This window comes from Okeania hirsuta (assembly GCF_003838195.1).
Classification (GTDB): domain Bacteria; phylum Cyanobacteriota; class Cyanobacteriia; order Cyanobacteriales; family Microcoleaceae; genus Okeania; species Okeania hirsuta.
In genome coordinates this window covers 1-11,832 of record NZ_RCBY01000217.1, presented here as the reverse complement: position 1 = coordinate 11,832, position 11,832 = coordinate 1, and the positions used below count along the sequence as shown (strand labels likewise).

General features: G+C 36.5%; 10 protein-coding genes and 1 pseudogene. 3 read left to right on the top strand and 8 right to left on the bottom strand.

Annotation, left to right across the window (positions count from 1 at the left end; genetic code table 11):
• Positions 1-120: 120 nt before the first annotated feature.
• From D5R40_RS36050 to eno, 7 genes are all read right to left on the bottom strand, one after another.
• Positions 121-282, bottom strand: a complete 162-nt coding sequence (locus D5R40_RS36050) for a hypothetical protein (protein WP_161565068.1) — start codon at positions 280-282, stop codon at positions 121-123.
• Positions 283-305: 23 nt separating this feature from the next.
• Entirely contained in the window at positions 306-1,010 is a 705-nt protein-coding gene (locus D5R40_RS25465; protein ID WP_124142745.1) for a class I SAM-dependent methyltransferase, read from the bottom strand.
• A gap of 313 nt (positions 1,011-1,323) precedes the next feature.
• The gene (locus D5R40_RS40065) at positions 1,324-2,253 is read right to left on the bottom strand and encodes a 2-oxoglutarate and iron-dependent oxygenase domain-containing protein (protein WP_124155416.1); all 930 of its coding nucleotides are present in this window, start codon (positions 2,251-2,253) and stop codon (positions 1,324-1,326) included.
• 412 nt (positions 2,254-2,665) lie between these two features.
• Complete coding sequence (locus tag D5R40_RS25455; protein WP_124155415.1) at positions 2,666-3,346, bottom strand: class I SAM-dependent DNA methyltransferase; 681 nt, start codon at positions 3,344-3,346, stop codon at positions 2,666-2,668.
• A 77-nt stretch (positions 3,347-3,423) separates the two neighbouring features.
• Complete coding sequence (locus D5R40_RS25450; RefSeq protein WP_124142748.1) at positions 3,424-4,329, bottom strand: NAD(P)-dependent oxidoreductase; 906 nt, start codon at positions 4,327-4,329, stop codon at positions 3,424-3,426.
• 428 nt (positions 4,330-4,757) lie between these two features.
• Positions 4,758-5,492 carry a class I SAM-dependent DNA methyltransferase gene (locus D5R40_RS25445; RefSeq protein ID WP_124142749.1) on the bottom strand — a complete coding sequence of 245 codons (735 nt, stop codon included), beginning with the start codon at positions 5,490-5,492 and terminating at the stop codon, positions 4,758-4,760.
• 584 nt (positions 5,493-6,076) lie between these two features.
• Positions 6,077-7,363 carry a phosphopyruvate hydratase gene (gene eno / locus D5R40_RS25440; protein ID WP_124142750.1) on the bottom strand — a complete coding sequence of 429 codons (1,287 nt, stop codon included), beginning with the start codon at positions 7,361-7,363 and terminating at the stop codon, positions 6,077-6,079.
• Positions 7,364-8,658: 1,295 nt separating this feature from the next.
• Between eno and D5R40_RS25435 the strand changes: the two genes are divergently transcribed.
• The 3 genes and pseudogenes from D5R40_RS25435 to D5R40_RS43680 all read left to right on the top strand — a co-directional run.
• On the top strand, positions 8,659-8,913 hold the full coding sequence (locus D5R40_RS25435) for a hypothetical protein (RefSeq protein WP_205127189.1): 255 nt from the start codon (positions 8,659-8,661) through the stop codon (positions 8,911-8,913).
• A gap of 93 nt (positions 8,914-9,006) precedes the next feature.
• Complete coding sequence (locus tag D5R40_RS25430) at positions 9,007-10,347, top strand: IS66 family transposase (RefSeq protein WP_205127190.1); 1,341 nt, start codon at positions 9,007-9,009, stop codon at positions 10,345-10,347.
• Between the two features lie 688 nt (positions 10,348-11,035).
• A pseudogene (locus D5R40_RS43680) lies at positions 11,036-11,167 on the top strand (RNA-guided endonuclease TnpB family protein); the annotation flags it as partial.
• A 260-nt stretch (positions 11,168-11,427) separates the two neighbouring features.
• Here D5R40_RS43680 and D5R40_RS25420 read toward each other — a convergent pair.
• Positions 11,428-11,832, bottom strand: a 405-nt coding sequence (locus D5R40_RS25420; RefSeq protein ID WP_124155118.1) for an IS630 family transposase, incomplete at its 5' end; no start/stop codon positions are given.

Sequence of the window (11,832 nt, the reverse complement as noted above, 5' to 3'; positions counted from 1 at the left end):
ACTAATCATGAAAATTTTTCTTCTCTTGGTCGATTGGATATGGCGAGGAGACCCGTTCTTACAGACCCGCTCCGAAGTACGCCATCCCACCCTACGGGAAGCTGCGCTAACGACCGCTTATTATCCCCTTAAAAGGGGAGGCGCATACCCACAATTTTTCGGTAAAACAGAAGAAGCAACTAATTTAATTAAGACTTTTCCCGGTTGAGGAATGGGTTTTGGTAATTGGGCATATTCCAGTTTTTCCATTTCTCCATACCCTTTTAGAATAACAGCTTTCATTAATTGTCTCATAGTTACTATAATTATTTGTAGCTGACTAAAAACTTGCTATCAATAATCTGATATCCTTGATTAAATCCAGCATCAATCAGCGCTTGAGTTGTCTTTCCTCCATCAAAAAAATAAAAACGGCAAAATTGCTCGCTGAGAATTTCCCCATTAGCTTGAGAAAACACATACCATTTATCAAGATAATTTCCCTCCTTCTTGATTTTCTGCTCATAAAAAATCTCATCTTTAATTTCCTTTTTATAGCTGGTATGACCTCCCTGAATTCCCAATGCTAATAATCCACCCTCGTCTAACTGACTGTGTAACTTTGCCAGCAACTGCTGATTTTTTTCTGGATCGATTATGTGGCTAGAAATTCTATATTCTCCATCTTCTTCCAATATACAAATAACACCTCCAGTTGAAACTATAGCTTCAAACTTTTCCTCAGTTTCAAATTCCGTAATATCTTGACAAATCAACCTAACATTTAAATTTGCTAATCTATTCTTAGCAATTTCTAACATTCGGGGAGAAAAATCAACGCCAACAATGTTATAGTTTGCCAAATAAAGCATTTTTTCAGTCAGTAATCCAGTTCCTACACCAATATCTAAAACTTTTCTTCTAGCACCAAGTAAGTTGTACAAAATATTGCTAAGGGAATCATAGTTAAAGTATCCACTTGTTAATAGGTTGTCATAGTAATTGGCTATCCCAATGTACTCATTAATCATTCATTTATTCTCATTAATTATTCCTCTGCTGATTAAATATCAAAGCATTTACAGATCAAGGTAAGTGCCTTTTTAGATATTGAAAAAGTGCCTATTTTTCAGCTATTCATGCTCAAAAAGTTAGCATTTTGGGGAAGAGTAGGGCAAAAAAATTACTGCCCCTACTCCTTAAAAAGAACTTTTTCAGCAAACCATAATTATTTTGAAGGTAATCCAATTTATAGTAGGTAATGAAATATTTTACACTACTCAAACAGGATTGCTATATTAAAGCTTAATTGGTGGAAACTCAATAATTTTTATCTATCTATAATTAAACTAATTCTTTCGCCCTACCTGCCCCTTCATGGGTTTCCCAAATTGACACAAAATTCTTCAACATTACTTCTTTAGAACTAATTTTTTCAGTAGTACCAAATGGTTCAATTATTGCATCAATATTAGGATAAACAAAGAAGGGAATTGATATTCTAGTTGCATCAGAATTACTATGAAATACTTCATGGGGCGTACTGACAAATAAACCTTTTGTCCACATTTGCAACAGATCCCCTAAATTAATCACAAAAGCGTCTTCTACGCAGGGAGCATCTATCCATTCTTCTTTAGTATGAACTCTCAAAGAAGGCTGGGGAAAATATTCTTGAATTAAAACTGTAAATATGCCATTATCAGTATGTTTTCCTGCTTTTCCCATCCCCGCAGGATAATAAATCGTGCGCTGGATTAATGTCGGTTTTGTAAAATATCGATCGAAGAAATTTGCTTCTAATCCTAAAGCTAAGGCTAATCCTTTTAATAATTTAGGAGTTACCTTTGTCATTATTTCTTTTTGTAGCTGATAATGAGAACTAGCAAAACCTGGAGCTACACTATCATCAGGTATAACTGTCGGACCGGTAAAAGGTTCCTCAGATAGAGGTCTTTCTATACCTAAATCGAAAACTTGTTTGGGGTCAAACCCAATTTCTTTATTCAGAAATTCTCCATACAAAGGAACGTAACCCCTGCAAGTTTTGGGATAAACTTTTTGGATATCTTGACGGTAGTTTAATTTAACATCTTCAGGTAGTTCAAAAAAATTCCGGGATGCCTCAATAGTTCGATTGATTATTTCTCTAGAAACTCCATGTTCTCTAAGATAGAAAAAACCATGTTCGTAGCAAACATCGTACAATTTTTTGATTTCTTGAGGTCTAGCTTTTTCTAATTCTGATAAGGAGATAATTGGCAGACTTTTCATAGAATCAATTTTATTTACCTATATAGTTCAAGTTTACGTCTGAATTGCCACAATAAAAACCATAGAGTTAGCTAATTTTTGCTTTCCTCTATTACTAGAAAATAGTTAAGGTTTTGGTAAAACCTAGGGAGTTGATTCTATCAGGTTTCCTGTTTGACTCTTTTGCCCTATTATGGAAGTAATAAGGGCTATCTTAAAAGTACTAAGACTAATTCAAAAACAGTACCCGAGCGAAACTTTTAACAAGCTCCTGTTCATAGAGAGAAACAGGAGTAGTGCTGCATAACTTTTCGGGGTGGAAAAATTATCAGAATCAACATCCTAGGTAAAACTGGCTGCACGTGATCGCTAAAGCTATGTAGTTAGCTTTTTCTTGGGTAGCTTTCACTCTTCGCTCACAGCAGCTTGTCAATTAACAAACTGCAAAAGCCCAATAATGCGCCCCTTCTTCGGAAATATATGGACTATCTTTAACATGGTTGACCAATTTAACTTTACCTTCTTGTTGGTAGCGGTCGCAAACTTCTTGGAAGTTAGTGCTATCATAATAGCTCTTGCGAGTACTTACTACTATCCATCCTCCTGGTTTGGTAATGCGGATTAGTTCTGACAAAGCAGTTGGTGGTACATGACCTAAAGTGAACACGCCACAACAAACTGTCGCATCATATTGGTTGTTCTCATAAGCTTCATTTTTTTTCGTGAGGTCTATTCCACTTTCCAGAAAATTATAAACACCTGTCGAGAGAGCTTGTTCTACCATTCTTTCAGACAAATCAGATCCATCTATATTCTGATAACCTTTTTGCTTGAGGACAATACCTACTAAACCAGTTCCACACCCTGCATCAAGGATTTCAATATTGCGATTACTGGTGTCTATTGCTTTCAACCCATCATCGCTCTTTAGACTTCCTAAGAAATTCACGATGTACTCAGGACCTGTATACTCTTCGTTAGATACATCATTATTGTATGCTACTGCCCATTTATCATAATATTCTTGTATCTTTTCAGGATTACCAGACAAAGTATGGGCTTCTTTAATTGCGTCAAAACTATCGTTAGTTTTTGCTGTTACTGCTTGATTCATAATTTTTAATGGCTGAAAACTACTTTTTTTAGAACCTTTGTTGACTATAATACTATTTCTTCAGAGTTTACTCTAACTTAATTACCATGATTTTGGTCAGTTTGCAAAGATATTCCTACCATATCTTCTAGTAATTTCACTACGGACATTTCTCCCTGGTCTTGACCATATTTTGCCTGGGCAGCATGGAAAATATTCCTTGCTTGATTTCCCATCATTAAAGGTACATTTGATTTCTGAGCGAGTTCATCAATAAGCCGTAGATCTTTAACGCACAATTTGATAGTAAAAGACGGATCGTAATGTCCTGCAAAAATAGAGGAAATATCATGATGTGCCACCCAACTACTACCCGCACTAGATTTAATCATTTCTGCTAAATTAGTTAGGGGAATGCCAGCTTTTGCTCCAAGAACAAGTGCTTCTCCAATTGCACAAGCATTGATAAACCAGAGCATATTAGTAATTAGCTTAGTTATATTTCCTGTCCCTAAATCTCCTGCATAAAATATTTTTTCTGCCATAGGTTCAAGGATAGGTTTTGCTTGTTCAAATACCTCTAACTCACCACCTGCAAAAAATATTAATTCTCCCCTTTCTGCCCCATCTACTGCATTGGTTACCGGTGCTTCTAGCACTTTTATTCCTGCGGAAATAACTTTTCGAGCTATTTCTTGGAATAAGGTGGGAGAATTAGTTGTGCAATCAATCCAGATGGAACCGGGACTAAAACTTTTCAAGATACCTTTTTTTCCTAGCACAACACTTTCTACTGCTGCAGGATTAGGTAACATGGTAATAACGGTATCTGTTTGACTAGCAACTATTTCTGGGGATTCTGCCCACTTTGCCCCTTTTTCAAGGAGGTTTTTTGCCGCCTCTTGACGTAAATCATGGACAACTACAGGAAAACCCGCTTCAAGTAAGTTTCGCGCCATGGGATTTCCCATGTTGCCAACACCGATAAAACCTATCTTATTCATGCTTTATTTATTTAATTTAATGACAAAAAAATCAGGTATCAAGCCTCCCATTTCCAGGCAGGGTCAATTTACTCTAACTAGATAAAAATTTTATCCTTTGAAATCTCCTGCATCTTGCTAGAATTAGTTAACCAAAAATATAGGGTTGTAAATATTGTCTGATGACAAAGAATTAGCCCTGCCCTTTCAAGGGGATAAAAAAATCAACTTCAGTATTTCAAACCTTCTACTAAAGTAGGAGAGGAGGTACTAATAACTGAAATGATACGATGTGCAACAAAGCCGGGAAAAATTACTGTTTCTGAGTCTTTAGATCAAAGTCTTTTGATCTAAAGTTACTATTATCTTCTTGATTGGAAAAAGTTGCACATGACGTTTTAATTTCTTAATTTTCTAACTTTTAACTTTTAGTTTGACTAAAATCAGGATTACCTAATTTTCTGATAGACATGATATTGCTTGCAGGAAGTTATATTTTGAAATTTAAAACCACATTCATCCAATAAGAGTTGAGCCATAGTTTCTGGTAGAAGTTGATAAGTACAAGTTTGCTTTGCTAAGACAACTTGATCCTGAGAAAATATATAGTGTTTATCAAATTTATCATGGGGAATTGGTAAGATTTTTTGACTGTAAGTTATCCCATTAGATAGAGTTTCTTCATAATCTTTGTGAACACCTTGAACACTAAAAATTAAGTATCCTGCATCGTTTAAATGATTTGCCACATTCTGGAAACTTTTAATAATATTTTCTACTTTTGGCAAATGGCTACAAAAGGTATATTCTGTTTGGCCGTCGTCGATAAAATACCAAATTCCTCCATTAGAAAAAGCTGCATCAAACTTCCTTTCTAAATCCATAGTTAATACATTTTTATGGTGTAAAGCCACGTTTTCACCAAGGCGCTGTCGTGCTTTCACCAACATACTTTCAGTGAAATCGATTCCTAAAAAATCAATTTCAGGTAATTTTTTGATTAATTTTTCCGCAACTAATCCTGTACCAACTCCTAATTCCAAAACAGAGTCACTTGATTTAAGAATTTCTGCTAGGGCATCTGTTTGAGTGTCGTAATCATAATAACCTGCGGTCATCAAAAGATCGTAATATTTTGTAATGCCAGTATATTGATTGATTTGTTGTTTCAATATTTTTTTCATTAGTTTTTTAGTTTAATTAACATGACCTAGACAAAACAGTGCCAGACAATAAGCTTAAATTATAAACAGGCAGAACCCTCGACGTTAAAAAGGTATATAACCCTAATTACCGTGCAAATAGTTAAAAAGTTTTTAAATGCCTTCTCTAAAACTCTTTAAGCCTCTTGAAGAGGGCATTTAGACACTTCATAATACTATTGAATAAAACTTTAGTTTTATCTATCATCAAAAATCTTTCTTGCTAGAGTTACAAGAAAGTCCTACAGAACCCATTTGATATGTTCTTGCCTAATCATTAGCCTACAGTTTCTTGGTTTAATCATTTTATTGGCATAATATATTTCCATTCAACCTACCTAGTCCGAAATTGCTCAATATACTAGCTACTTCAGAAGCTAAATTTAGCTCAAAAAGTATAGCAAATCGGTTGTATATATTCAAGATTAGTTGAGAAACTGACCACAAGTCAACACTTAAATTTTGGCTTAATCCCTGAGAAATGGGAAGAAACTCAAAAATTACACTTGTTGAGTTTCTTCCCATAATATTTTTGGTATTATCGCTCAGTTTTTGCTAGTTTTCGGCTAACTTCTTCCTTTTGGTCCTAAACCTACTGCACCTGCATAAACTGCGCGATCACCCAATTCATCTTCAATCCGCAACAATCGATTATATTTGGCCACCCGTTCACTACGACAGAGAGAACCAGTTTTAATCTGACCTGCCCGTGTTCCTACGGCTAAATCAGCAATAGTTGTATCTTCTGTTTCTCCCGAGCGGTGACTGATAACTGAACGGAAACCATTACGAGTGGCTAAGTCAATAGTTTCTAGAGTTTCAGTCAGGGAACCGATCTGGTTAAGTTTAATTAAAATTGAGTTACCAGCACCCATATCAATGCCTTTTTGTAAACGAGAAGGGTTGGTAACAAATAAGTCATCTCCCACTAATTGAATTTTGCTACTTAATTTTTGGGTGAGCTGTACCCAACTGTCCCAGTCGTCTTCATGTAGGCCATCTTCTATGGAGACAATGGGATATCGATCTACTAAACTAGCTAAATAATCAATCAATTCAGTGGGAGAATGAGTTGCGCCGTCGTAAATATAGTTACCATCTTTGTAAAATTCGCTAGCTGCTACATCTAGGGCAAGAGCTACTTGTTTTCCTGGTTTGTAACCAGCTTTCTCAATCGCTGCAATTAATATATCTAATGCTTCTTGGTTTGAACCTAAGTTGGGAGCATAACCACCTTCGTCTCCTACTCCACCTAGTAAACCTTTGTCTTTGAGAACTCCACTTAGGGTAGCGAAGACTTCTGCACCCCAGCGCAATGCCTCTTTAAATGAAGGTGCGCCCACAGGTACGATCATAAATTCTTGAATGTCTACGTTATTCGCAGCGTGAGCACCGCCGTTAATGACGTTCATTAGGGGTACTGGAAGCAGACTTGCTTGTGGGCCACCTAAATAGCGATACAATGGCATACCAACAGAGTTAGCTGCCGCTTTAGCTGTTGCTAGGGAGACCGCAAGGATAGCATTTGCTCCTAGGTTGCTTTTGTTAGGGGAAGCGTCTATTTCGATCATTTTGCTGTCAACTAAGGTTTGGTTGAGAGCATTAATTTTGACTAGGGTGGGGGTAATTTGTTCTTCTACGTTTTTGACTGCTGTGAGTACCCCTTTGCCACCGTAGCGTCCCTGATCTCCATCCCGAAGTTCATGAGCTTCAAAGCTACCTGTAGATGCACCACTAGGCACTTGGGCCAGTCCAACTATACCGTTGCCTAGGTGGACTTCCGCTTCAATTGTTGGACGACCACGGGAGTCAAGAATTTCTCTGGCGTGGATTGATTCAATACCTGTCTCCATATTTTTTCTTCCTTATTCTGTCAAGTTTGATGGTATTGGCTAAATACTAATTACGGGTTTCTTACGCTATGGGGAGTCGTCTTTGTCAACCCAAATTAGCAAAATTTAGCATTTCCACTGACAGAATAGAAGGTTAATCCGGCTTTTGAGCTAGATATCAAAAATGTTTAATAATTTTATCAATTCTCTTTCTATACCACTAATTTTACCTAAATATGTAATTTCATATATTTTTTTAATAATTTTTTAAAATATATTTAATCTCAATATTTCTATTCGTACTCATATCAAAATGATGAGTTTTAGTTGAATATTAATGATGAGTTAATTTTTCAAAATATACTTTTTTTGACTATAAAAAATTGATTTAATGGTTTTATATATGCTATTTTTATTGGGATAAATAACTCTATAAATTTATAAAATTTTTACTTTAAATTAAGGACGATATACGTATTTTAATCTTTTTTTTTGCTAAAAAAAACTTGATTTGCTTTAGGTAGTATACTTTTTATAGGGATAGGAAAAATAGGATAGCTGTTGGTTTTGCCAGGTAAATAGGGCAAAAGGTAGTAAGGTAGTAAAGATTAAGACGAGGCATGAAAAACTACTTTTTGATCGGCAGATTTGGTATCAGGAAGATTTAACCGCTTTTTGAATCAAAAAATAAAATTGTAAAAACTTAATACCAAGTTAATATGAAGTTGCATAGAATAATATTTTAATCAGAGTGAAATGTAGATCGAGACAGACAAGTTAATAAATTTCATAATTCTGTGGAGTCTCACATAATATTGGTATAACACCTAACAGCTAATACCTAACACCTAATTCTGTAGAGTCTCACATAATATTGGTATAACGGCAGAAAAAAAATTAGTAGTCATGAATAGAGTTACTTATAGAAATATCAAAAGTTATACCAAATTCAAAAAAGTATGGTCATAGTCTAGAAGAAGGGAACAAGGACTAGGTAACGTGCATCTCGGAACAGAGTTCTATCACTAATTATCCGGACTTGATATAAGTAAAGAGATTTGCGCTCCTGTTAATTCTTAGCTCCTGACTCCTCCTTTTGCAAAAGCCACTATAAAAAGGTAGTCCTGCATAGTAGTGGTAAGATAATTTAAGGATAAAATCAAAAGTTTTTTGTATCTACTCAATATGATGGGGTAGGCAATTATGATAGCTGCCAAGACCAAAAATCGCGCTCGAGAAGATCGGCTAAATCACAAAAAAGAATAAAGGATCAAGAATAATAACAGGAGAATCAAGTTGGTTATAGAAGATGAAATATGAGACAAAATAATGACAGCAAAAAATTAGTAGAGCAAGTCCTGCAAACAATTAACCCGACCGAAATTGCAGACAAATCCTTGTCTCAAACAGTAGAGGTATTACTGAACCTGATAGAGCAATTACAGACACAACTCAAAGAATTACAAACAGAAAACCAACGTTTAAAAGACGAAAATAACCGTCTTCAGGGAGAACAACAACAGCCCAAAATCAAAGCCAAAAAACCAAGAGGATTTTCCCAGAACTACTGATCACAAAAAGAACGAAAGCCACCTCAAAACCATTCAAAGGGCAGTAAAAAATCTCAGCTCAAAATAGATAGGGAAGAAATACTAGAGTACCCTATGGAATTACTACCCATTGATGCAGAGTTTAAAGGTTACGAAGAAGTAATCATTCAAGATATTACCTTGGGAACCGATCATGTATTATTCCTGAAACAGAAATACTACTCACACTCTACGCGAAAAACTCCCAAGGCAGAATTACCATCAGGTGATGAAGGAGAATTTGGCCCAGGAATTAAAAGCTTAATCATTAGTTTGTACTATGGGGGAAATATGACCCAAGGCAAACTATTAGAGTTTCTAGAGGACATGGGCATTTCCATGTCAGCCGGGCATTTGTCCAATCTGTTAATCAAAAACCAGTCTGGTTTTGAGACAGAAAAAAGTGAAATCTATGAAGCCGGACTATTAAGTAGTCCCTGGCAGCACTTTGACCAAACAGGAGCCCCTGTGGGAGGGGTTAACTATACTACGAATGTAGTGTGTAACCCTCTTGATACGGTCTACTTTACTACTGCCAAAAAAGATAGATTAAGTGTACTTCAAGGTTTACTTGACCGACGAGAATTAGAGTTTATTATCAATCAAGAGACTTTTTCACTGTTGGAGACCTTACATATACCAGATAAATGGAAGAAGTCTCTGGAATTGTTGCCCCAAGAAACTGTATTGAATTCCATAGAGTTTAATGGGCTACTAGATAGAGATTTACCATTATTAGGGCCACAAATGCGTCAACGTATTAAAGACGCAGCAGCAATCGCTTTTGATCATCAGCAAACTGACTGGCCAGTTATAAAAACTCTCCTCTGTGATGATGCACCGACCTTCAAGTTACTAACCGATAATTTAGCTTTGTGTTGGGTACATGAGGGACGAGATTATAAAAAGTTAACTCCCAAGGTTAATGATCATCAACAACTCCTGGAACAATTCTTGGATGATTTTTGGGATTACTATCGAGAGTTACTTGCTTATAGAGATGCTCTCACAATTTCAACTGCCCATAGATTACGCTCTGAATTTTCTCGACTTTTCGACACTCAGAGTGGTGATCAGCAGTTGGATGAACGAAAACGATTAACTGCGACCAAGATTTCGGAGTTGCTGTTGGTGTTAGACCATCCGGAATTGCCGTTGCATAATAACCCGGCAGAGTTAGCTGCTAGGACTATGGTGAGGAGACGCCATATCAGTTATGGAACTCAGACGACTGAGGGGACTGCATCTTGGGATACTTTTATGTCCCTTGTTGCTACTACTCGCAAGCTGGGATTGAGCTTTTTTGAATATGTACGCGATCGCATTTCTCAGACCAGAAATATTCCCTCTCTGGCAACTATTATTTACGATCGCTCTTCTATTAATTCCCTTGGCTGGTCTTGGCAGCTATCATAATTGCCTACCCCATCATATTGAGTGGATACAGTTTTTTGATAGTTAGATAATATTGCTAAGGCTTGGGAAAAAACTTATTGTTCCTCGGAAGTGATAGAATCGTTATGGTTAACTTTATTAATAATCTAACATCGCAAACGGTTGATCTTCGGAGCTTCTCTTAGGGTGGGATGGCGTTAGCGCTTGCGATAGCATTCCGCTAGGAAAGCGGCTCTGTCAAGAGCGGACCTCCTCGTCATATCTAATTGACCAACAGAGCAGTCAGATCCCGCATCGGTGGCAGATGCAAGGGAATGCTGACCAAGAGAGGGAATGCGCACCAAGCAGGTTAAAAAATATTCCCCACCTCCTTATATTCCCACATCCCCATCTCTTTTTAAATAGATCTCAAATGGGTTCTATAGTAATTATTTTGGTCAAAAAACAGCAGTGGAAGCATCTTGCTCCCTTATAGTGCCACGCGCAAGTCAGATAGGGGAACAGTGGAATTGGTGAGGTACAGAAGTAATTGACTGAGGAGAGAGCATTTATAAATTTCCTAACCTTTGCCTTTACTACTTTACCGAAAAAATGGGTTTAAAGCCTCCCCTAAAAGGGGGACTTTCTCTGCATCAATATTTTTTTCAAATAATTGTTTGATCTGGGAAAATGTGTGATCAAATAATAGTATAAAAGCAAAAAGATAACAATCTTAGTAAGAGAGGCCAAGTTATTAAACGGGACATCAAATCAATATAAATCCTTGGATGAAGCTATCAGAACAGCACAGTTTATTAGAAATAAAGCTGTCAGATATTGGATAGACAACCAAGGAGTAGATATAGCAATGAGCGCTGGCACGCTTTACATACTACTAATGTCTTAACATGTAGTATTAAGTTCTGCTACATGACCGATATTTTTGATATGCGATCGCAACTCAGTTCCTCTGTCGTGAGCCAAATATGCTTTGGCCTGCCATATCTGACATCAGAAGGTCTGCGATCGTGTCTCGGTTTCACCCCATCCAACCATGCTGATCTTCAAGTTTTATAGACTCGCTCCTTGAAATTTAATTCCTTGGAATAATTGATTTAACTACTACGGAAAAACTTCAGGATTTTCCATGAAAGCTGCATCCACACAGTCTCTAAAATTCTCAAAGAATTTGAGTCTTTGTCTCATCCAATTTTTTAAGACAAACCACCAACGTTCTATCTTATTAAAATCTGGTGAGTAGGGTGGTAAATACCAAATTTCACACCCTTGCTTGGCCACTAATTCTTCTATATAAATTGATTTATGAAAGGTTGCATTATCCAATATAATAACTTGTCCTGGTTTTAATTTTGGTAGTAAAAATTTTTTTAACCAATTCTCAAACAAATTACGATCACAACTTCCTGTAAATCTTAAAGGAGCAAACATTTTTGATTGATTTATAGCTGCAATCCAACTGACTCTCTCAGTTCTTTTTCCCGACTTCATACCTGGTACTCTTTTCCC

What these genes read in the sequence shown, in the direction of transcription:
- D5R40_RS36050 (WP_161565068.1), bottom strand. Translation starts at nt 282, where the DNA reads ATGAAAGCTGTTATTCTAAAAGGGTATGGAGAAATGGAAAAACTGGAA.
- D5R40_RS25465 (WP_124142745.1), bottom strand. Translation starts at nt 1,010, where the DNA reads ATGATTAATGAGTACATTGGGATAGCCAATTACTATGACAACCTATTA.
- D5R40_RS40065 (WP_124155416.1), bottom strand. Translation starts at nt 2,253, where the DNA reads ATGAAAAGTCTGCCAATTATCTCCTTATCAGAATTAGAAAAAGCTAGA.
- D5R40_RS25455 (WP_124155415.1), bottom strand. Translation starts at nt 3,346, where the DNA reads ATGAATCAAGCAGTAACAGCAAAAACTAACGATAGTTTTGACGCAATT.
- D5R40_RS25450 (WP_124142748.1), bottom strand. Translation starts at nt 4,329, where the DNA reads ATGAATAAGATAGGTTTTATCGGTGTTGGCAACATGGGAAATCCCATG.
- D5R40_RS25445 (WP_124142749.1), bottom strand. Translation starts at nt 5,492, where the DNA reads ATGAAAAAAATATTGAAACAACAAATCAATCAATATACTGGCATTACA.
- eno (WP_124142750.1), bottom strand. Translation starts at nt 7,363, where the DNA reads ATGGAGACAGGTATTGAATCAATCCACGCCAGAGAAATTCTTGACTCC.
- D5R40_RS25435 (WP_205127189.1), top strand. Translation starts at nt 8,659, where the DNA reads ATGAGACAAAATAATGACAGCAAAAAATTAGTAGAGCAAGTCCTGCAA.
- D5R40_RS25430 (WP_205127190.1), top strand. Translation starts at nt 9,007, where the DNA reads ATGGAATTACTACCCATTGATGCAGAGTTTAAAGGTTACGAAGAAGTA.